Source organism: Siansivirga zeaxanthinifaciens CC-SAMT-1 (assembly GCF_000941055.1).
GTDB classification, from domain to species: domain Bacteria; phylum Bacteroidota; class Bacteroidia; order Flavobacteriales; family Flavobacteriaceae; genus Siansivirga; species Siansivirga zeaxanthinifaciens.
The window spans coordinates 1,902,426-1,925,723 of sequence record NZ_CP007202.1 but is presented as its reverse complement, the minus strand read 5'-3'; the positions used below and the strand labels follow the sequence as shown (position 1 = coordinate 1,925,723).

The following is a 23,298-nucleotide window of genomic DNA, read 5'->3' as shown; positions in this document are numbered from 1 at the left end:
AAATTAAGGTATAAAAACTATCAAAATAGGTCTGTTTTTGTTTTAATTTAACTCAAAAAAATCTCTAAAAAACATTAAATCAATATATTAATCTTTATCAAGATAATTTGGAATCCCATCGTTATCATTGTCGCCAGCACCTTCTTTATCGTCTGGAATACCATCGCCATCGCCATCATGTAGCAAAATATATTTTTTGTTTTTAGCTGATACCTCAAATGGTGCTGTTTTTAACAACGCTAAACATCCGTCACCTTCACCCATACTTCTAATATTTCTTGAAAATTTATGCAATAAAGGTTCGTAAGTATCGCGGTCTGTAACCGCTAAATTTTTGGTTTCGTTGGGATCTTTTTCATAATCATACAATTCGTAAAAATTGTCTTCACCATTTTTTACCCATTCTATGTATCGGTATTTACCTTTAATTCGATACCCATAACCTAAACCTCTTTGCCCTCTATACAGTGTGATGGCACCAATTTTTACCTGAGCATCTGTATCGTTTAAAATTGGAACTAAACTTCTACCTGTTATAGGCTGAGTGGCTGGTTTGTTTTTATTTGTAGGTTGATTTGGAATTTTTAATCCGGCTAATTCACATAGAGAAGGATACACATCGATAGTAGAAACAGCCGAAAAAGAAGCGCCTCTGGCCTTCGGATTTCTAGGATCTACAATAATTAAAGGCGATGAAGAAGCGACTTCTAAATTTGAATGTTTATTCCATCGGCCATGTTCACCCAAAAACAAACCGTGATCTCCCCAAAGCACCACTATGGTATTATCATCTAGCTGTAGTTCTTTTAACTTGTCTAGCACCATGCCTATTTGCGCATCTACAAACGAGGTACAAGCGTAATATCCTTTTTTTAATTTCAACTGAAATGCTTCATTTAACCTACCCGTTTTTGCATCCATATTTTGCTTAACATCGTTACCATGGGGTACATAGGTTTTTAAATCTTCACGACCAATGGGTGCTTTTTGATTTTCGGCAACTTTAAATGGTGTATTATCATATAAATCCCAATATTTTTTTGGTGCGATAAAAGGCTCGTGGGGTTTTTTAAAACCAATGGCTAAAAAGAAAGGTTTATCCGATTTGGATACTTTTTCCAATAAATTAATGCCCTCGGCTCTAATAATACCATCCAGATATTCTTCATCTGGTAAGTCGGATGCATCCATGGACACATTTTTAACATCAAAACCGCCTACTGGTGCTACATAAGGAATACTCCATGACGCCACATCATCACCATCGCCGTGATCGCCATTTCCTACCGTTCTTGGATCGTGAATTTTTCCTGAAGCCGCTGAGATATACCCGTTATTTTTAAAATATTCTGGTAAAAATGTTACTTTTTCAATTTTTCCTCTAATAGGTTTAAAACCTATAACACCCGTTACTTCTGGCATTAAACCCGTAGTTATAACAGCTCTTGAGGGGCCACAAACCGCATACTGCACTTGGTGATTTCTAAAAGTTACCCCGCGTTTTGCTAAAGCATCCATATGAGGTGTAATAGCTTGCTCATCGCCATACGCGCCAATATTTGTTCGCAAATCATCAACACAAATAAGTAAAACGTTTGGTTTTGTTTTGGTTGAATTTTGAGCAAAGGCAGGTTTAAAAGCCATGCACGCCATAAACAACAAGAGTTGTAACTTTTTCATTTTAGAATATTTTTTAAAACTTCAATGTATAATTATACTTAGTGATGTCTATATATGTTTCATCTTTCGAAGCTTCACAAAAGGACATATTTAATTTAAAAATTAATTAATTTCTAATGTTGTTATTTCGCTTTCGCGGAAACCTATACGTTGAGCCATCAGGTATAAATACTGCCCTTTTTGCACTAAAACTGGATCGTTATACACTTGCCAGCCACTATCAAAATCAATTGATTTTAAAGGTGTATCTGAAAGAATATAGGCAATAGATGCGCCTTTGGTTTTGGTTGAAAGTGTTACCTGTTTACCTTGAGATGTTTCTTTAATTTTTGATGTAACATTGGCTGTAACTGGTTGCTCATAATTAGGCCACATGGTCTCAATAAGTTGAGATTCTGGCATCATGCCTAAATCGGGATGGGTATTTCTAAAACTTAGTAAAGCATCGTGTAAGCGTTGTTTAATGACAGCATACTCGGGTTTATCGGCTAAATTATGTAATCTGTGCGGATCTTTTTTCACATCAAACAACTCCTCCGATTGTTTCGTTTGAAACCAAGTAGATTGTACCTTGTTAAGTTTATTTTCGTCACGCAAGGCAATCATTTCTTTCATCATGGGTATTTGTAAACGATACGAAATATCTTTATACCAGGTTTTCTCTGGAAAATCGTTCATAACATACACATATTGTTTATCGTAAATAGCTCTCGAACGGTCTGTTATTTCATCAAATCGATCGGAAGTACCAAACACATAATCTCTTGGTTCTGTATCACTTTCACCCATAAATGCTTTTCCTTGAATGGTTTCAGGAATAGTAACACCTGCAAGACTTAAAATGGTTGGAGCTAAATCTACAAACGAAATTAATCGGTCTGCTCGTCCTGTCGTGCCTTTTAAATCTTTAACCATAAATGGCACATGTAAACCGCTTTCATGAATATCGCGCTTTTGCCTTGGTAATGGTCCGCCGTGATCGCTGTAGAAAAATATAATGGTATTATCGTAAAGGCCATCTTCTTTAAGTTCTGCAATAAGCTTACCTACTTGCTTGTCTAATAATTCGATATTACTATAATTTCGCGCCACATCGATACGCGCCGTTTTTGTGTCTTGATAATAAGGTGGTAAAGGCACACTGTCTGGATTAACGGTAAGTGGTAAATCACTATTTTTCCAAATTTTACTCTCGTGCGTAACATCAAAATTAAATACAGAAAAGAAAGGTTGATCTTTTTCTCTGTTTCTCCAATGTGCTTTATTACTATTTTGACTCCAAACTGTAACAGGAATGGCAAATTGGTAATCGGTTTTTTGATGATTGCTGGTAAAATAACCTGCTTTTCTTAAATACTCTGGAAATCCTTTTACGTAATCTGGAATTACAGCAGCATACTCTATAATTGAATGCCCCTCTAAATCTAATACATCCGACTTGTTTGCATATTCCCGTGTTCCCCAAGACTGAATATCTCTACCGGTACGCATGTGCATCGTTCCTAAAGTTGTTGGGTACATACCTGTTATAATTGCCGAACGGCTGGGTGCACAAACACCAACTACAGAATAGGCATTATCGTAAATTAAACTTTCTTTTGCCAGCGCATCTAAATGGGGTGTTTTTGCTGTTTTATCGCCGTAGAATGATAGTGTCGGACTAATATCTTCGGTAACAATCCATAAAATATTAGGTTGTTTTTTAGGTGTTTCTTCTGTTTTTTTTACCTGCGACTGGCATGATAAACATACCATAACAAGTAATAAATAAATTAACTGTTTCATTATAATTCTATTTTAATGGCGTCGCGTTGTCTCGGTTTTAAATCGAATGTTCCTGTAATTACTTTACCCTTATCTATAAATGAGTACTCGTAAGTTCCAAAATATCCTATGGCAGAAACGGCTCCGTTTGCATCTGTTTCGGCAACTAAGTTGGTTTTCCATTCGTCGTTAACCAAAGAAAAATAAGCTTTACCCATAGCACCTATATCGCCATTTGGTTTAAAAATATCGACTTTCTTTTTTTCATTTTCTACATAACCCCAAAATAAAAACTCGGTAACACTCGGGTGTGAAAAGGCTGCAATTAAAAAGTCTCTGGTGTATTGTTCGCGTATTTTAGGTTCTTGAATATCCATGGTAAATTCTGAAATACCTATTTGTTTACCTAGGGTTGCGTAAAATGCCAAAATTTCTAAAACACGCTCTGGAGGGGTTAAGTCGCTTCCAATATGCGACTGAATGCCTATACCTTGTACTAAACCACCCGTATGCGCATCTATACGTTTAATATAATCGTAATACCACTGCTGCTTTTGTGTGTCTAAACCGCCTTTACTTATAATGCCATATTCGTTGGTAAAACGTTTGGCATTGGGTTCTATGGCTTTAGCAATTCTAAAACCTTCATAAAGTAAATCTTCTGAGCCTGTTATTTTTTGTAAATTGGTATTGGTATAAGCTTCATTTACAACATCCCAATGCGAAATTTTACCTTTAGTTTCTTTTAAAACACTTGTAACATGCTCGGTTATTAAAGATTTTACTTTCTCTGGATTGTTTTTATTTTGCTCAATTTCTGGTATTAGATACCTAAAACCTGGCCAAATTAAAACATGTCCTTTAATATTAATACTATCCTTTGCTAATTGTGCAATAGCATCGAGGGTGCGTTGTTTTCCTTTAGCACTCCCCCAACTTTTAATTTTTAAATCGTTTTCAAATACCGCTAAATTGAAGGCTGATTTAAATCTGGTATATCTAAAATTTTCTTCAACAACGTCCTGTGCGTTTAATGCTGCACCAAATTGAAAAGCATGCTTTACTAACTTGATATTTAGCGTTTTATTAGCAATTGGTTGGTTATTTTTAGTAAACTGAAGCGCGATGCGACCTTGTCGAATGGCTTGTATCCGTTTCTTAGCCTCTATACGCCACACGGCATCGGGTTCCATACCCTTGTAGGTTATCTCTGTTTTTGGTAAATCTTCAAATTTGGTGCCTTCAGGAAAACTTTCAAAACGAATATCTTTTAGTAAAAATGATTGTTCTCTAAAACCGTACTGCATAACGATGCCTAAATCGGACTTCTTAATGTATCGATTAGCTTCAAAAGGAATATAATAGGTCTGCCAATTACTCGAAAAAGTTTGGGTGGACTCGATATTGCCTTCATAATTATCTAATTGCTTAAAAATAAATAATGCTTTAGCTTCTCCCGTTTCTAAACTAGACGTAACTGTTTTTGCCTTAAAGGAAAGTAAAAAAACACGGCCTTTGGTGTAATTAGATTTTTCAATTGGAAAATTTGCAGACAAATTGTATATAAACTTAGGCTCCTTTTCGGTTTTAAAAAGCATTTGTAAACTACCGTCTGCGTTAGTAATTTTTTCGACACTTCCATACTCCGATTTAGTGTCTATAAACTTTAATCGTTCGGCAATAATTAAATCTTCACCATTTAAATTATGCTGTGAAAACGTTATATTAAAAAGTAATAAAAACAGTGTGTAAAAAAAGTATTTCATTTTAAAATTCTGATTTCCAATTATTAAGTTCCTGAAGCATGTCTTGCGCTAATTTTGGCATCGATTCATACAAATTTGTTGTTTCTGATGGGTCTTTAACGATATCGTACAACTCGGTTCGACCTTCGACATACCAATTAATTAGTTTGTAATTTCCTTTTCTAATGGCAGACGATTTGGTGTCGCCTGTATTAACAGGTCTGGCTTTTGATGAATGCCAAAAAACGGTTCTATCGTTCCAGACTTCTTTATTATTTAACACAGGTAAAAAACTTTTACCGTTTGTATTTAATGATTTATTTGAAGTAATATCGAGTAACGTAGGAAACACATCCATTAACATAATAAGCGATTCATTATCTACTTTATGTTTAAAATGATTATTCCATTTCACTAATAAAGGTACTTTTATTCCACCATCATACAACCATCCTTTACCGGCACGTAACGGATAATTTGTGGTAGCCAATTGGCGCTGGTTGGTACCATCGTTAGACAATCCACCATGGTCTGATGAAAAGACAACAATGGTATTATTGTCGATGTTTAAATCTTTTAGCAACTGCAATAATTTACCAACATTTTCGTCCATAGTTTCTACCATAGCCGCATAAGTTGGATTGTCCTGACGCATTTTTGTACGCCCGGTACCTTCTAAAATATATTCAGGTTGATTGCCAAAATCGAAGTTTTTAATTTCTTCTTTGTTGCGTTTTATATCGGCTTCTTTGGCTTCAAGTGGCTGATGCACTGCATAAAACGCAAACATCGCCATAAAGGGTTTGCTTTTGTCTACATTTTTAATGTATTTCGCCACGTTATCGGTCATGACATCCATTAAATAATCGCCTTCCTTACTAACATTATCTACATCTGGAACCGGATCTTTTTTAATGTTTCCTTTACCTTTTGGTTCATTAAAAGGATATAAAAAACTAATGGGCGACCCTGCGTGCCCGGCTGCAAAACTAAAGTCGTAACCAAAGTCTTTTAAACTGTTCTCATCGCCCAAATGCCATTTGCCAAAATAGGCGGTTTGATAGCCCGCTGCCTTGATGTTTTTTACAAAATTTTTATTAGTAGGAACGTTATTCATCTCGAAGCCATCATCTGGAACATCCCCATTTTGCACCGGGTAATTACCGGTCATCATGGCGAATCTTGAAGGTACACAGCGCGGATAGTTGGCATAGGCATTATTAAATACCACCGATTGGCTTGCCAAGGCGTCAATATTTGGTGTTTGATAAATTTTAGAACCATTTATACTTAAATCATGAAAGCCTAAATCATCAACATGAATAATTAATATGTTTGGTTTTTGTTCTGAAATTATTGAAACTTCAGAATTACTTTTTATTGATTCTGTTTTTGTTTTACAACCCATTTGTAATAAAATGAGTAATAAAAGCATAGGTGCTTTAAAATATTTCATAATAAAATTTTAGTTTTTTAATCTATAACAGACTTAATAACCTGGTAAGCAGGCGTTGGTTTATATTGTGCATCGTAAATTGACTGAAAGTAGCCGGTGCCCTTTTTTTGTCGTTCGCCAACATCCCAAAGATTGAGGGTTACTTCTCCGTTTTTGCTTTTTTCTACAAGCACATCGACTATTTTTTGATACACTCGTTTTTGAATTTCGCGCTCTTCATTTAAAACCTTCATGTTTTTAACCAGATAATCTAACTCTGTAACATGAAATCCTAAATTATTAGCATGACACCAATCGATTAAATCGGCAAGTTTTTTCATGGTAGCATCTGTATTTACAACAAAATCTTCACGCTTAGCACCTAATAACAAATGCGCTTGCCATCCAATGCCATCTACACGATACCCTTTCGATTTTAAATACAGTACCGTTTCTTTAACTTTATCCCACATAGGAGTTTCCATCCCAACATTTTGGTTGTAAACTAACTTTAGGTTTGGAGCCTTTTTTGTAGCAATCTCAAATGCCTTTAAAATATATAGCGGAAAACTATCGTCATTTAAACCCATGGCTAACCAAGGATTTTCCCATTCATTTACGCCTTCTTTTGGTCCGAACCATGTGCCATTTGCAAGAATGGTTTCGTTTACAACATCCATCCATTTTACATTGGGCTCATTATTAAAACGTTCGGCAAAAGCGGTAGCAAATTATTCAAGAATTTTACCCAATTCTTCGGGTGTTCGGCTATCATGCTTTACCCATTTTGATGCTTGCGGACTAATGGGACCGTGCAGTCTAACCACCAAGTTATTTTTTTTGGCAAATGTTATAAAATCTTCAATTTCATTCCAGTTCCACTCATTTGGTTTGGGGTGAATCCTGCTTTGTTTTGCTGCATTTGCAGGTGTTAGATATTTAAAATCTTTTAAATAGAGTTCGCCCTTTTTAGAAAAGATTTCATCATAATTTAAAGTAGCTCCAACTAATAACCCATTGGTTTTAGGGTTTAATTTTACTTTCACTTCAGATGCTTTATTTTGACTTGTTACAAGACTCGATTGGCATCCAAAAAAGAAAAAACTTAAAACCCATAATATTAGAAGCTGCTTATTCATGTTTAATTTTTTATGATTCTTTTGAATTCTGAACCGTTATTGGTATTCAATTTTAGAATGTAAACTCCTGAAGATAATTTACTTATATTAATAAATTGATTTTCAATATTTTCTTTTGAATACACTTTTACACCATTAATGTTGTAGAGTTCTAAAGAATTTATTTTTTCTGAAGCTTTTATGTTTAATACATCGCTCGTTGGGTTTGGAAACACAGATGCTTTAGAAAATTCATTCTGTGAAACATTTAAAGTTTTATCAACTTCGATAACCGAAATAGAAAAACGTCTCGCATCTAAACTACCCGACAAGGTTGTATTTGTGTAAACTATATTAGAGTCGCCGTCTGCAACACCACTTACAAAAGGTGATCCCGAATGGTATCTTGTTAAGGTTTGTGCGCCATTGTAAGTAAATAAATTTCCTATTTGCACATCGGAAAAACTGGCATTAGAAATATTGATAATAAATACAGTTTCTCTACTTCCACTTTTAAATTTATAACCAAATAACGATTCTACACCATTAACAGATATCGGATTGTTTGAAAAGGTTATTTTTTGCATTTCGGTCATGTTTGCACTTGCTAAAGCCAGTGATTTTGCTGCAATACCAATGGGAGCCAAAATCATTGGTGATCCTGTTTTTACAACATTGGCATCCGAAATGTAATGGTAATCTAACTGACCTATTTTATCACCGCGATTTAACCAACTGTAAGCCAAAGCAGCAAAACGTAATCCTGAAGCCCATGTTAAATCGGCATTTGGCTTAGTTACACCATATTCTGTTAACCAGATTTTGTAATCATTTGGAACTAAATCGTAATCTGACTGCGCATCAATTGGATACTGAATACCTTCTGCAATGGCTACTCTGGCAGTGGCATTGTCGGTTATTACTGTTTGATCGCCATAAGTATCGGTAAGATAATGGTGTTGTGTTACAGCATCGACATCTGCTTTAAGAGTCGAAAATTCTGGATTGGTAGCCAGATTATTAAAAATAGTATTATTCCAGCGCTCTCTTGTAGAGTTGCCATTACCGCCTTTGGTGGTAACTAATGCAAATTTCATATTTGGATATTGTGCTTTTATAGCAGATACAACCGTTTTGCATTGTTTCAAATAAAATAAGGCACTAATATCGGTAGCATCTCTTTTATCGAATGTTAGGTAAGGCTGATTGTTTGCCGCATCCCAACCTGAATAATATTCGGTGGTTCCGTTATTATCAACTTCAACAATTTCAAAAATGCCCGCTTCAATATTTCCAAAATAAAATTCGTTACCCAACTCAATAGCATAAGGTTCTTTTCCGTTTGAAACAAACTCTGCTATAGCGTTAAGCATATCTGTAATTTTTAAATTTAAAGTAGCATCACTTTTTAAAACCGCTTCGCTGGCATTAACACTCACGCCTGTTGCCGGAGTTGGGCGCGCCATATTAACTACGTAAATTATTTTAGTTCTACTTGGTAACGCAGTAATAAAATCGGGGATTAAAAGTACTTCTTTATTTCCCCATGCCTTATCGGTGTTTTCTAAAAATTGACCTGTACTCCAGTCCCAGTAATTAGCTTGTGTACCTCCAGGATATCTTACAACATCAGGATTCATCTCTGAAACCAGATTAATAAACGAGGTATCGGTCCACCAAGTTCCGTTATCAGAGCGGCGATTAAATCCGATATTTAAATCTGAAATATCTCTAACCGTTGGATCTAAAGTTGTAGTTACCGTTTGTCCAAAAGTTGAAAATGTACTAAAAAATAAAACTATTAATGCAGAAGGTATTAGCTTGGTAATGGTCATTGTTTGTTAATTTTTTGATTAACCACAAAAATACTTTAAAATTTATTCTTGTTTTTTTCATTTTTTGTTTCGTTGTTGTTTCCTTTAACTTTTTTTCCAACATCCATACGCTCTGGAACCATCATCTCTTTTTTCCAATCTTTTAATAACTGAAGCATCTGTGCTGTTTTTTTAGAATCTTTTTCCGAAAGATCATGAGCTTCACTTACATCTTTTTTCAAATTATACAATTCAACTTTTTTTGTATCTAAATATTGAACCAATTTATAATCTCCAGAACGTACAGCAATCATTTTACTATCGCCCGTGCTATGTGGTCTGGCTTTGCGCGACATCCAATAAACGGTTCTATCTTGCCAAGAATCTTTGCCTTTTAAAACGGCAGCATAACTTTGTCCGTCTACGCCATTAACTTTTTTGTTTAATGCTAAATCTAACAAGGTTGGAAATACATCCATTCCCAAAACGATAGATTTATCTTCTACTCTGGGTTTTAATTGGTTATCCCATTTTACAAATAATGGTACACGAATACCACCTTCGTAAAGGTGTCCTTTACCCGCTTTTAACGGAAAGTTTGTTGTAGCTAAGTGGCGCTCACCTTTATTACCATCGTTAGATAAGCCTCCGTGGTCTGATGAAAATACAATAATGGTATTTTTATCGATTCCCATATCTTTTAAAGTTTGAAGAAGTTTACCAACATTTTGGTCTACATTTTCAACCATTCCAGCGTAAGCAGCATCATCTTGACGCATTTTACGTCGGCCTTCGCCTTCTTTTATGTATTCTGGTGTGTCACCAAAATCGATACCTTTTAATTGCTCTTTATTTCTTGCTTCATCTTCTGGCTTTGCTTCAATTGGTGTATGAACAGCATAAAAAACTAAAATTGCTAAAAACGGTTTGTCTTTAGGATTGTTTTTAATGAAATCAATGGTGTGATTGGTTAACATATCTGATGCATAGTCACCTTCTTTACCATCTTGTTCTAAATTTTCAACTTGCTCTTTATGACGCTTCCCATTCTTATCAAAATTAAAAGGAAAAAAACGTGAACCTAATCCACCAGCTCTACCAGCAGCATACGAATCTGTAAATCCGAAAGGTATAGGGTCGCTATCACCTTCACCCAAATGCCATTTACCAACATAATAGGTATTATAACCAGCATTGTTAAATTGCTTGATAAAGTTTTTATCTTCTGGAATGCCTCCTAAATGCCCTTTATTTTCGTTTACAGGATAGGTACCAGTCATCATGCCGTAACGTGATGGGGTACAACGCGGATAGCTACTGTAAGCATTTGTAAAATTTACCGATTGGTTGGCTAAAGCATCAATATTAGGGGTGTCGTATAACTGCGAACCCGTAATACTTAAATCGTGGTAACCTAAATCGTCGGTGTGAATAATTAAAATGTTTGGTTTATTTTACGAAAAGCAAAAAACTGAAAAACAAAGTGCTATAAATGCTATATTTTTTTTCATGCTATTTTTTATTAATTAGACTCTAATAATGTCGTGTCGTTTAATTTAGTCTTGTAAAAAAAAGCGATAATTAATATCATCGCTTTTTAAATTATTTTGTTAAGTGACCTTTAAGCTTTGCTTTTAAAGTACTAACATACTGTTTGTAATTTGGGTCGTCTACTAAATTTTTAGTTTCTAATGGGTCTTTCTCGTAATCGTATAATTCTCGACCTACTATGTTACTATCGTTATAGGTTTTAAAACTTCTATAATCGTTATCGTGCCATTCGGTGTAACGAAAACGCTCTGTGCGAACAGAATATCCCATACGTTTACCACGGGCGTATTGGTGATAGGCATAATCCATGGCTATGGTCGTTGATGGGTCGTTATCTAAAAGTGGTACTAACGATTTGCCTTCGGTTTGAGAACTTTGCGGCACATTTGCCAATTCAAATACCGTTGGAAATAAATCTACTAAATTCACAGGATGGTGTGAAGTTTGATTTTTAGTAACGCCCGGACCAGCAAACATAAACGGAATACGTGTTGCTTGTTCGAAGTTTGAATGCTTACACCATTCGGTGTGATCGCCTAAATGCCATCCATGGTCGCCCCAAAGCACAATAATGGTATCATCTAATAAATTTTTACGCTCTAGTGCGTCTAATAACTTACCCAACTGCGCATCGATGTAAGAAATACAAGCCATGTAACCGTGAACCAATTCGCGTTGTTTAGCTTCGTCAATAATTTCTCCAATATCGTAGTTATCATCAATATCACTGTACGCTCTTAGCTCGCCAAAATTATGAAAAGCAAATAAAGGGGTCCCTTCAGATAATTGTTGAAATTCGGCTAATTTAACTTTACTTCTATCATACAAATCCCAGTATTTTTTTGGAGCCACAAATGGTAAATGTGGTTTTTGAAAACCAACACCTAAAAACCAAGGCTTACCTGTAGCCTGTAAATCTGCCATTTGTTTAAGCGCTGTTTTTGTGTACAAACCATCTTGATAGGCTTCGTCGCTAACATCGGCACTTTCGGTACTCGGCTTTACGCGTTTAAACACATAATCACGTAATTTACCACCTTTTAACCCTTTTGCTTTTCCTTCTTCTTCAAACTGACCAATTAACTTTTTAGTTTCTGGATCTTGATAATATTCGAAAGCCGCATCGCCATATTTAGAATCGTAATTTTTAGGTAGTTTATGAGGCATGCTCCAGCTTTTCCCGTCATGACCCGGTGATGAAGAGCCTTTGTGGTAAATTTTACCTACTGCCGTTGTTTCGTAACCTTGAGAAATTAAATACTCGGGCATAGAGATTAAATCTGGTGCCGATTCTCTAAAATCTGTATGCAAATCCCACACTTTCGTTCTGTCTGGGTTAGTACCTGTCATAACACTAGCACGTGATGGGCCACATACGGCGTACTGAACGTGAGCGTTTGTAAAAGACATTCCCATCTTTGCCAAACGATCGAAATTAGGGGTAATCATTTCTGAATGACCGTAATTTGAAAGCAATGGCTTTAAATCGTCGATGGCAATAAAAAGAATATTTTTTTTCTTTCCAGTAACTGAAGAAGCTTGATTACTGGCATTAGATTTTGCTTCTTTAGTACTTTTAGTTGTATTACATGCTACAAGTATTACGGCTATTAAAAGCACTACAATTGAAACTATTTTTTTCATTACTACTATTTATTAGTTAAAATATCTTGCACTGATGTTTCTTCGTCTTGATGATCTACAATCGAACCAAAATCTTTATCGGTAATCACTCTAAAATCAGCTAAAGTTTTATCGTTTTCGTATTTTTTCATTAACTCTTTTAGTTGCGATTTTAAATCTGAAACAACATTTGCGTATTCTGGCGCATTAATAATATTGTTTAATTGCTGCGGATCTTTTTCTAAATCGTAAAGCTCCCAAACATCAATATTATAATAGAAATGAGCTAAGGTATATTTTTGAGTTCGTATGCCATAATGTGGTTGCACATGATGCCAATAAGGGAATTCGTAATAGTGATAATACATTCCTTTTTGCCAATCGATTGGTGTAGTGCCTTCTAAATTAGATTTAAAACTTACTCCTTGAATAGGCTGTGTTGTTTTAATATTTGCTAAATCTAAAAGTGTTGGAGCAAAATCGATATTACTAATAATATCTTCATTTTTAGACCCCGCTTTTACCAGTTTAGGATATTTAACAATAAATGGCATTCTTAAAGATTCTTCGTAAATAAAGCGCTTATCGAAAAAACCATGATCTCCTAAATAAAAACCTTGATCTGATGTTAATACAATTACTGTGTTTTCTGCCAGACCATTATCATCTAAATATTTTAAAATACGACCAATATTATCGTCTACCGATTTAACACAAGCTAAATAATCTTTAATATAAGTTTGGTAACGCCATTTTCTACCTTCTTCTTCGTTCATACCTTCTGGCTGAACAATTTCTCCAGGTTTAGCACCATAAAAAGCCCATTTTATTTTCTCTTTTCCTTTTAAATTTTTTGGCTCTTCCAACTTCATATCGCGACGTGAGAAATAATCCATAGTCATTTCTGTATCGCCTGCTGTTAATTCACGACCTTTATAATCGTCGTTAAAAGTGGCAGGATAAGGCATTTCAATATCATCCCAAAGCGTTTCGTATTTGGTATCTGGCTCCCAAGGCCTGTGAGGTGCTTTATATTGTAACAACATCATAAAAGGCGCATCTTGCTTTCTGCCCTCTTGTAACCAATTGATAGCGAAATCTGTACTCAAGTTTGTTGAATACCCTTTCTCTTTAACATCAACACCATTTTCATTGTAAACAGGATCCCAATAATGACCTTGTTGCCCTGCTGAATTATGATATTTATACATATCGAACCCTTTAGGCTCGGTACCTAAATGCCATTTTCCAAATAAAGATGTTTGATAGCCATTTTTTTGAAACTCCTGAGGAAATGTCCATTGAGATTCATCAAATTTACCACCGCTCTCATTTTTATAGTACCCGTTTATGTTACTATAATTACCAGTTAAGATTGCAGCTCTTGAAGGACCACAAATAGCATTGGTACAAAGTACATCCTGGAACAACATACCTTCTTTAGCCAATCTGTCTATGTTAGGTGTTGGAGCAATATCTTTATAAATACCACCATATGCGCTTATAGCCTGGGTTGTTAAATCGTCGGCCATGATATAAATAATATTAGGGCGCACAGCTTCTGCTTTAACGAGTTCGTTTGAAGCCTGTTCTTTTACACCTTCCTTACAGGAAAACATGACCAAAGTACAGGCGGTAAATAATTTAATTTTGTTGAGCATATTATTTGTTTTTATCGAGTACAATACCTTCTGCTACCGATATTGTTGTAGTTTTTAAATCTTTATCTGCAGATGAGTTACCCGTCATTATTGTAAAAGTTCCAGGCTCTACAACAAAATTGAAATCTTTGTCGTACATCGCTAAACTTTCTGCTTTAACAGGAATGGTTACCGATTTGGTTTCTCCTGCTTTTAAAGCGATTCTTTTATATCCTTTAAGTTCTTTTACTGGTCTGGTGTACGAACTAATATCGTCGTGAATATATAATTGTACCACTTCTTCACCATCAAGAGCACCTGTATTTGAAACCTCAACAGTTACGTTAATAACATCGTCAATACCAGCAAAAACATCTTTAGATAATTTAGGCTCTGAAAATTCAAAGTTGGTATAACTTAAACCAAAACCAAATGGATGTAATGGCACCTTTTTCTCTGTATTGTACTTGTGGATGTAAGCCGTTGGTTTGTGGTTGTAAACCATTTGTAACTGTCCCACACTACGAGGTACTGTTAATGGTAATTTACCTGAAGGATTTACTTGACCAAATAATATCTCGGCTGCAGCCTGACCTGCAAAAGCACCACTTTCCCAAGTATTTAAAACAGCGTTTGCTCGATTTTCAAGACCTGGTTCGGCAATTGGGCTTCCACTAATGTAAACAACAATAACTTTTTTACCTAAATCTAAAATTTTATTAGCTAACTTCATCTGGTTCCCAGAAAGTTTTAAAGTCGCTCTATCAATGTTTTCACCTGTTGTTTTACGAGGCCAGTCGTGACGGAAAGAATTTTCACCTAGAACCAAAATAACTATATCTGATTGTTTAGCTTTTTGTGCTGCTAAATCGATATTAGCATCTGTAATTTCTTTAGAACGGTCTCCCGAATCGAAATAATTTACTTTATAACCTTTAGCTTCACCAATTTGAGTGATGCCCTCTACCATAGTAACTACATTTTCTTCTGGTTGTGGTGATACCCAATCGCCTAAAGTTGTTTGGTTGTTAGCATTTGGGCCGGTTATAAAAATAGTTTTTCCGTTTCCATTCTCTGAAAGTGGTAAGGCATTGTTTTTGTTAGTTTGTAAAACAATAGATCTGCGCGCTTGTTCTAAAGCATTTTTTTGATGAGCTTCAGAGAAATTAACTGTTTTCGATTTTTCTATATCTACAAAAGGATTTTCAAACAAGCCTAAACGGAATTTAACTTCTAATAATTTTTTACAAGCATAATTTACACGAGCAACATCAACTTTTCCTTCGTTAACTAATTCAATTAAAAGTTTATCGAATGTTGGACCATGCATATTCATGTCCATACCCGCATTAACAGAAAATTCAATAGATTGTTTAAAATCTTTCGCAACATGATGCCAATAAGCAATACGAGAAACATCATTCCAATCGCTTACATAAAAGCCATTAAAGCCCCAACGCTCGCGCATTAAATCGTTCATCATGAACTTATCCATGTGTCCTGGCATACCAGCAACCTCGTTATGAGCAGCCATAATTGAAAACACATTAGCTTCTTGAACTGCACGTCGATATGGTGGTAAGAAAATTTCAAATAAAGTACGCTTAGATACATCGGTTGGTGCGGCATTTAAACCATTAATAGAAGAACTACCAGCAATTAAATGTTTAGCACAAGCAATAACATTTTCACTACCTGTAAAATCATCAGATTGCAAACCAGAAATTGTTGCAACACCCATGTTACCAACTAAAAAAGGATCTTCTCCATAAGTTTCTCCTGTTCGTCCCCAACGCGGATCGCGTAATACATCTATATTTGGTGTAAACGACCAATGCATACCGTTTGCACGCATTTCTAAAGCCGTTTGTCTGCTTCCTTCTTTTACTAAAGCATCATCGAAAGTGGCTGCTTGCGATATTGGAGATGGGTAAATGGTAGAACCACTTACCAATCCGTTACCATGAATAGCATCGATACCTATTAATAATGGAATTTTTAAAGGCGACTGTAATGCTAATTTTTGTAAATAGTTAGCTTCTTCTGGTGTTACAACATGTAAAAATGAACCAATTTTACCAGCAGCCGCTAATCGCCCAACGCTATCACTCAAAACACCCGGGTAAAAGCCTAAAGCATCATTTTTATCTAATTCTTCTGCTGAAATTTTAGATTCTGCTGCTTTCATGTGTTCTAAACCAACGTATTGACACATTTGATAAACTTTGTCTTCTAATGTCATTCGAGACATTAAATCTTCTACTCTATCGTTAACCGAAGCTGTAGGATCTAAATATAAAGGTGAACCATCATTTGTTGTAGACTTGGTTTCATTTTTACAAGCCGCAAAAAGTAAAGTGCATGAGATTATAGCAGTTATACTGATTTTATTGATTTTCATTTTTTAAATTGATTTTATATTCTACGTATTAGTAACCAGGGTTTTGATCTGCTTGAGTAATTTTTTGGTTTCCTGAAATTTCAATGGATGGTATTGGTAATAACATATTTTTTACACTTACCGGGTAAACAAAATCTCTGTTTCCTTTTGGACCATTGTTATGTTTTTCTATTACTTCCCTTAAGAAATACTCGTAACCACGGCGTCTTGTATCGAAAAACTCATGGTTTTCACCAAGTAATTCATATTGTCTTTCATACATAATACGCTCTCTAAATTCTTCTTGTGTTAAACCACTCCAATCTGCTGGCTCTGCAGCTATAGAAGAACCGGTATTTCTGGCACGGGTTAAAAACTCATTAACATATTGGTAAGCGTTAGCAGGACCGTTTAACTCATTTTCAATTTCAGCTAACATAAGTAGCACATCGGCATATCTAATTTTAATTAAATTGGTGTTTGCCGTTGTTCCATTAAAATTTGGTTCTAGGTATTTTTTTATGGCGGTATAACCATCGTTACCATTACTTTGTGCAGGATATAATTTAACTACTTTTCCAGCAACTGTTGTATAGGAGTTTGCAATAAAAGTAGCATCAATACGAGGGTCTCCAGGATATTGGTTTACGTGCTGATCGTAAGTTTCTTTATTTGGTCTTACACGGCCAAAAGTATCGTAATTATAATAATCTTTTAGAGTATAAATTCTAATAACATCTGAATTTCTAACAGCACCGTTAGCACCATATTGAATTTCAAAAATAGACTCACTAGTGTTTTCATTTCCTAATTCGAATAATTCTGCATAAGTAGGTGTTAACGTATATTTTCCGTAAACCTGAATGGCTTCATCGTAAGCAGCTTGCCACATAGCTCTATCGTTACTTGCACTGGCAAGTGTCAAGTATACCTTTGCTAAATAAGCATTGGCAGCTGTTTTAATTGGTCGGTCTATTAAATACTCACCTGCATTAGGAAGTAATTGCTTTGCTTTTTCGAAATCTTCAATAATTAAAGCATAGGTATCTTCTACACTACTTCTTGGTGTATGCAATGTTTGTGCTGTTGTTGGTGATGTTTTTAATGGTACACCACCAAAATAACGAACTAAATCGAAGTAGGTAGCAGCTCTAATAAAATAAGCCTGACCTAAAGCAATATCTTTATTTGCTAATGGTAATGTTGAATTTTCTAGATTCTGAATAATAACGTTAGAAACATTGATGGTAGAATACATGGCTGGCCATAAACGTATTAACCAAGTATTGTTAGGTAAACAATTTAAACTGGTTGCATCTTGACTAGCACCTTGGTTAGAATAAAACTTACCAGAGAATGGCGCCACCAATCCGTGTATGGAAGAACCATGGTATCCTGGGTCTGCAAAACTTTGGTATAATCCGTTAATTGCAGATTCTACGCCTTCTTCAGACGAGAAAATTTGTTCTTCATTGAAGAAAGTTTCTGGTTGTTCATCCAGAACGGTATCACAACTAACAAATGTTATTAGTGATACAAATAATACTATAATTGCATTTATATTTTTCATAACTGTGAATTCTAAAAAGTTAAGTTTAATGATAAAGAGAATGATCTTTGATTTGGAAATGAGTTCCAATCAATACCAACACGTCCTGGATCGAAAGAAAAACTATTAACTTCAGGATCGAAACCACTATATTTTGTGAATAACAATAAATTTTGTCCAGATAACGATACATAAGCACTTTCTATAAACTTGTCGTTTTTAACAGGAATATCGTAACCTAAAGTGATGTAGCTTAATCTTAGGAAGCTACCGTCTTCAATTAATCTGTCTGTAAAACCAGTATCGGCAGCTAAATTATAACCAACTCTTGGATAAGAACCATTTACATTTGTAGGTCTCCAAGCATCAAAATAAGCTTCTTTTCTTATGTTTGTTGTATTCGTATCGGCGTAGCCTTCACGTAATAAGTTACCATTGGCGATTTGATTTCCTTGCACTCCGTTAAAAAAGAATCCTAAAGACAATCCGTTGTATTCTACATTTGAACCAAAGCCGTAATTAAAATCTGGGTTTGGATCTCCAATAATGGTTAAATCTGTATTGTTAATAATACCATCGTTGTTTTGGTCTACTAAATTTACATCACCTAATTGTGGGCTAATTCCGTTAAATGTAGCAGCATTTGCTAATTCTGTATCGTTAGAAATTATACCATCGGTTGCATAACCATAGAATAAACCTGGTGCCTGACCTTCAATAAAAATATTAGCTTCTGTTTTAAAGTAATTACCTCCAGAAATTTGACGTCCTAAAAAGGCACTATAAGTTTGTGTACCAAATGGTGCTGGTGGTAAGCCTAATCTAGAAATTTCGTTTCTGTTAAATGCTACGTTTCCGTAAACTGTCCATTTAAATTTCTCGTTAGAAATAACATCTGCCGAAAGGCTAAACTCAATTCCTTTATTAATTAAATCACCTTGGTTTGCATAATAGTTTGAAAACCCTGTTGATGGTCCAATTTCTACATTTAGTAATAAATCTGAAATTTCTTTATAATAAACATCGGTTGTTAATGTAACTCTGTTATCTAGGAACCCTAAATCGAAACCAGCGTTGTATTGACTTGTAGTTTCCCATGTTAAATCTGGGTTAGCTAAATTTGTTGGTACAATAGCTGTTAAAGCGCCACCTTCTGAGTTAGAATATGGTGATTGTGTTGGACCGAATGGTGTTAAAGTTCTGTAATTTGGAATACCTTGCTTACCTGTTAAACCCCAACCTAAACGTAATTTAGCTTCAGATAAACTTTCAATTTTTCTAAGGAAAGGTTCTTCATTTAATTTCCATGCAAAAGCGAATGCAGGGAAATGCCCCCAACGTTTACCTTCAGCAAATTTACTACTACCATCGGCTCTGTAGGTTGCTGTGAATAAATATCTATCAAACAAGGTATAATTAAATCGTCCTAAGAAAGAAACAATAGATTCGTTTTGTTTATTGAAAAATAAAGGTTGAAATACTTGTCCGAAAGAAATACCATCGGCACGTAAGTCTTTATTTGGAAAATCTGCCGCCTGATTTGTAGTGTATTGCGCCTGACTTTGGTCGATAATTGCTCCAATAGTACCGTTAATTCGGTTGTTTTTATTGATACGTTTTTTAAACATTAAGGTGTTATCTAAATTGTATCTAAAACGTTGTAAAGTACTTATTCCGGCTTCACCATTTACTTGGCTACCTCTAAATAAACCTGTACCATACCATACTTTACGTTCTTTATTTCTGTAATCTGCACCAAATTGCACACGGTAGGTAAACATATCAGATAATTTATAATCTAATTTCAAAGACCCTAAAACACGTACTTCTTTAGATAAATCGTCGTAATCTTCAATCCATGCTCTTGGGCCATCTAAAGCCTCTTCAAAGTCGTCTGTATTAATATTATCTGAAAAAGCTAAAATTGGTGAGCCAGATATAATTTGTCTTACTAAGTTGTTGTTAGTACCACCTAAATTATCGGTACCCTTAGAAGCTGAATTATTTACAAAAGTAGCAGACACTTTGGTTGCTAATTTTAATTTATCGCTTAAATCGTTATTTAAATTCACAACAAAATCGACACTTTTAGCAAAAGAACGCGGAATAGTACCTTCGTTATTTAAATACCCTCCAGCGATATAATAATTACCAGTATCTGTTCCACCTGAAGCCGATAATCTGTAATTTCTTGTGTAGGCTAAACGGTATGTATCGTCGCTCCAATCTACACCTTGTATTCTTTCAATGGTGTTTGCATTAGCAATCATGAAAGCTTCATCGGTATCAAAATAAGCGATGCTGCCATCAGGATATTGATAATATAATGGATTAAAACCTTGGTTAGCTCTTACTTCGTTACCATATTTAGTATAAGTTTCTGTATCCAAAACTTCAATATCGTTTGTAACAGTCCCTATTCTAGATAAAGTGGTAAAGTTAAATTTCGTTTTACCGCTTTTACCTTTTTTAGTGGTAATAAGAATAACACCATTAGCACCTCTAGAACCGTAAATTGCAGTTGCAGATGCATCTTTAAGTACTTCAATACTTTCAATATCTCTAGGATTAATTCCAGATATACCACTTTGCGGTGCTAAATAACTGTTTCCTCCCGAAAGTGGATCTAGCGTATCTTCGGTAGCAGAATCTACAATTACACCATCTATAACATATAATGGTTCTGTATTTCCTGTTAAACTATTAAGTCCTCTAATTTTAATACTGGCAGGCGCTCCTGGTTCGTTACCATTTTGTTGTACATAAACACCAGCTGCAAGACCTTGTATTAAGCTCTCAACACTTTGTGATTGGGCTACCCTATCCTCTTCTGGTTTTACAGTCGCTACCGAACCTGTAATATCTTTACGTTGCACTTCACCATAACCAATAACTACAATCTCATCTAATTTTTGTTCGTCTGATTCTAATGTAATAGCTATTTCTTTTTCGTTTTGAATTACAATTTCTTTAGTAATAAAACCTAAATAGCTTACAACAAGGGTTGCAGGTCTTTTAGAGAATTCTAAGGTAAAATCACCATCGATATCTGTAACCGCTCCTTGAGTTGTGTTTTTAATAATAATAGATGCTCCTGGCAGAGGGAAATTTGAATTGTCTGTTACTTTCCCTTTAAGCACGCTTACTTGCGCAAAAATAGTTGTAGATACAACGCACAAAATGATGCATAAGTATTTTTTCATAATGTATATTAGTTTAGTTGATGCTAAATTAGTTTTTGAATATTAGTTTCAGGTTGCAAAAAGCATCACAAAAGGTCTAAAAATTGTCAATTACCAGTAAAATAGCTTGTTTCACAACGCTATTCAATTAAAAATAATATGATACAAATACATATTTGATAATTATCAAACCTTTTTAAATTTATTATAAACTTCTATTAAATAATTAAATTATAGTTTTATATACCAATATAAACTGATATGAAAAATAAACTTTATTTAAAATCTAAGTACTTTTTATGGTGTCTTCTCATGGTAATTTTATCATGTAAAGAAGCCAAAGAAGTAAAAGAAACCAATGTTATTACCAAACCAAATGTATTATTGCTTTACATGGATGATTTACGTCCAGAACTTGGATGTTATGGTAAAAAACAAATAATATCCCCAAATATTGATGCGTTAGCATCTACTAGTTTATTATTTAACAATGCCTATTGCAATGTTCCTGTTTGCGGTGCATCTCGAGCTAGCATGATTACAGGAATGTATCCAACCAAAAATAGATTTTTAAATTACAATACATTTGTAGAACAAGAAACGCCCGATGCTATAACGCTGCCGCAGCTTTTTAAAAATAATGGATATACTACCATTTCTAACGGAAAAGTTTATCATCATTTAGATGATAGAGAAAACGATTGGGATGAAGTTTGGCGCCCTTATGCTTTTGATGCGAACGATAAAGGCTTATCGCCTACCGATTATTGGCAATCTTTGTGGCGTGATTATCAACTTCCAGAAAACATTAAATTATACCAAGAAACTGGTACAGGACCAGCTTATGAAATGGCAGATGTAAGCGATTCAACATACATTGATGGCCTAATGACGAAAAAAGTTATTCGAGATTTAAAAAAGTTAAAGAAAAGCAACAAACCATTTTTCCTAACTGCAGGATTTATAGTAAACCATTTACCTTTTAACGCACCAAAAAAATACTGGGATTTATACCCGCAAGAAAGCATTAAACAGCCCTATAATAATTTTGTTCCTAAAAATGCTCCAGAAATGTCTGTGTGCAATTCTCCAGAACTTAGACAATATTTGTTTATTCCCGAAAAAGGCCCGGTAAACGATAGTGTAGCTAAACAATTAATACATGGTTATTATGCCACTGTAAGTTATGTAGATGCGCTAATAGGTGAAATTATGGGTACTTTAAAAAGTTTAGAATTAGATAAAAATACTGTAGTTATTTTAGTGGCAGACCATGGGTACAACTTACAAGAACATACCGAATGGGCTAAATTTACAAACCATAACACCTCTGCTAAAATTCCTTTACTTATTAAACTACCAAATAAAACTAAACATGCATCTACAAATGCTTTAGTAGAATTGGTAGATATTTACCCTACATTGGCAGAACTATGTGGTTTAACATTACCAGAAGATCAATTAGATGGTAACAGTTTAGTTCCTATAATTAATAATCCAAATCTAGAAGGAAAAGAAAGTGTTTTAATTAAACGTTTAAACGGCTACACTTTAAAAACAAAAAGATTTGCTTACACCGAATATTTAAACAACAAAGATAATTCGATGATGGCAAATATGTTATTTGATCATGATATTGATCCCGATGAAAATATTAATGTTTCTCAAGAACCAGAATATAAAGAGCAAGTTAAAACTCTGAGTGAATTACTTCATACCAAATACAACAAAAACATACAACCCGAATAACAAACCAACAAAATGTTTTTGGATTGACATAATTATAAAAAAGGAAGCAAATTAATTTGCTTCCTTTT

At 34.7% G+C, this 23,298-nt stretch carries 12 protein-coding genes and 1 pseudogene; 1 reads left to right on the top strand and 12 read right to left on the bottom strand.

Annotated features, from left to right (window positions below; genetic code table 11):
• Positions 1-87: 87 nt before the first annotated feature.
• The 12 genes and pseudogenes from AW14_RS08715 to AW14_RS08655 all read right to left on the bottom strand — a co-directional run bounded on the left by AW14_RS08715 (position 88) and on the right by AW14_RS08655 (position 21,502).
• Positions 88-1,680, bottom strand: coding sequence for a sulfatase (locus AW14_RS08715; protein WP_084708831.1), 1,593 nt, complete (start codon positions 1,678-1,680; stop codon positions 88-90).
• Positions 1,681-1,782: 102 nt separating this feature from the next.
• On the bottom strand, positions 1,783-3,465 hold the full coding sequence (locus AW14_RS08710; RefSeq protein WP_044638463.1) for a sulfatase family protein: 1,683 nt from the start codon (positions 3,463-3,465) through the stop codon (positions 1,783-1,785).
• The gene (locus tag AW14_RS08705; RefSeq protein ID WP_044638462.1) at positions 3,465-5,210 is read right to left on the bottom strand and encodes an endo-1,4-beta-xylanase; all 1,746 of its coding nucleotides are present in this window, start codon (positions 5,208-5,210) and stop codon (positions 3,465-3,467) included. The genes AW14_RS08710 and AW14_RS08705 overlap by 1 nt, the downstream gene beginning before the upstream one ends.
• A 1-nt stretch (position 5,211) precedes the next feature.
• Positions 5,212-6,645, bottom strand: coding sequence for a sulfatase (locus tag AW14_RS08700; RefSeq protein WP_052647461.1), 1,434 nt, complete (start codon positions 6,643-6,645; stop codon positions 5,212-5,214).
• 17 nt (positions 6,646-6,662) lie between these two features.
• A pseudogene (locus tag AW14_RS15095) lies at positions 6,663-7,763 on the bottom strand (endo-1,4-beta-xylanase).
• Positions 7,764-7,765: 2 nt separating this feature from the next.
• The gene (locus tag AW14_RS08685) at positions 7,766-9,577 is read right to left on the bottom strand and encodes a T9SS type A sorting domain-containing protein (RefSeq protein ID WP_044638459.1); all 1,812 of its coding nucleotides are present in this window, start codon (positions 9,575-9,577) and stop codon (positions 7,766-7,768) included.
• 35 nt (positions 9,578-9,612) lie between these two features.
• Positions 9,613-10,992, bottom strand: a complete 1,380-nt coding sequence (locus AW14_RS08680) for a sulfatase (protein WP_262506714.1) — start codon at positions 10,990-10,992, stop codon at positions 9,613-9,615.
• A gap of 166 nt (positions 10,993-11,158) precedes the next feature.
• Positions 11,159-12,751, bottom strand: a complete 1,593-nt coding sequence (locus AW14_RS08675) for a sulfatase (RefSeq protein ID WP_052647459.1) — start codon at positions 12,749-12,751, stop codon at positions 11,159-11,161.
• A 5-nt stretch (positions 12,752-12,756) separates the two neighbouring features.
• Positions 12,757-14,391 (bottom strand): sulfatase family protein, encoded by a 1,635-nt coding sequence (locus AW14_RS08670; RefSeq protein ID WP_052647553.1) that lies wholly within the window; start codon positions 14,389-14,391, stop codon positions 12,757-12,759.
• 1 nt (position 14,392) lies between these two features.
• Positions 14,393-16,771, bottom strand: coding sequence for a glycoside hydrolase family 3 N-terminal domain-containing protein (locus AW14_RS08665; RefSeq protein ID WP_044638458.1), 2,379 nt, complete (start codon positions 16,769-16,771; stop codon positions 14,393-14,395).
• Between the two features lie 28 nt (positions 16,772-16,799).
• Positions 16,800-18,320 carry a RagB/SusD family nutrient uptake outer membrane protein gene (locus tag AW14_RS08660; RefSeq protein WP_044638457.1) on the bottom strand — a complete coding sequence of 507 codons (1,521 nt, stop codon included), beginning with the start codon at positions 18,318-18,320 and terminating at the stop codon, positions 16,800-16,802.
• Positions 18,321-18,331: 11 nt separating this feature from the next.
• Positions 18,332-21,502 carry a SusC/RagA family TonB-linked outer membrane protein gene (locus AW14_RS08655; RefSeq protein WP_044638456.1) on the bottom strand — a complete coding sequence of 1,057 codons (3,171 nt, stop codon included), beginning with the start codon at positions 21,500-21,502 and terminating at the stop codon, positions 18,332-18,334.
• A 240-nt stretch (positions 21,503-21,742) separates the two neighbouring features.
• Here AW14_RS08655 and AW14_RS08650 point away from each other — a divergent pair, with 240 nt between their 5' ends.
• Positions 21,743-23,230 (top strand): sulfatase, encoded by a 1,488-nt coding sequence (locus tag AW14_RS08650; protein ID WP_084708827.1) that lies wholly within the window; start codon positions 21,743-21,745, stop codon positions 23,228-23,230.
• The last annotated feature ends 68 nt before the right edge of the window (positions 23,231-23,298 follow it).

Bases quoted from the DNA above. Each gene is read 5' to 3' on its own strand.
- AW14_RS08715 (WP_084708831.1), bottom strand. From the start codon at position 1,680: ATGAAAAAGTTACAACTCTTGTTGTTTATGGCGTGCATGGCTTTTAAA.
- AW14_RS08710 (WP_044638463.1), bottom strand. From the start codon at position 3,465: ATGAAACAGTTAATTTATTTATTACTTGTTATGGTATGTTTATCATGC.
- AW14_RS08705 (WP_044638462.1), bottom strand. From the start codon at position 5,210: ATGAAATACTTTTTTTACACACTGTTTTTATTACTTTTTAATATAACG.
- AW14_RS08700 (WP_052647461.1), bottom strand. From the start codon at position 6,645: ATGAAATATTTTAAAGCACCTATGCTTTTATTACTCATTTTATTACAA.
- AW14_RS08685 (WP_044638459.1), bottom strand. From the start codon at position 9,577: ATGACCATTACCAAGCTAATACCTTCTGCATTAATAGTTTTATTTTTT.
- AW14_RS08675 (WP_052647459.1), bottom strand. From the start codon at position 12,751: ATGAAAAAAATAGTTTCAATTGTAGTGCTTTTAATAGCCGTAATACTT.
- AW14_RS08670 (WP_052647553.1), bottom strand. From the start codon at position 14,391: ATGCTCAACAAAATTAAATTATTTACCGCCTGTACTTTGGTCATGTTT.
- AW14_RS08665 (WP_044638458.1), bottom strand. From the start codon at position 16,771: ATGAAAATCAATAAAATCAGTATAACTGCTATAATCTCATGCACTTTA.
- AW14_RS08660 (WP_044638457.1), bottom strand. From the start codon at position 18,320: ATGAAAAATATAAATGCAATTATAGTATTATTTGTATCACTAATAACA.
- AW14_RS08655 (WP_044638456.1), bottom strand. From the start codon at position 21,502: ATGAAAAAATACTTATGCATCATTTTGTGCGTTGTATCTACAACTATT.
- AW14_RS08650 (WP_084708827.1), top strand. From the start codon at position 21,743: ATGAAAAATAAACTTTATTTAAAATCTAAGTACTTTTTATGGTGTCTT.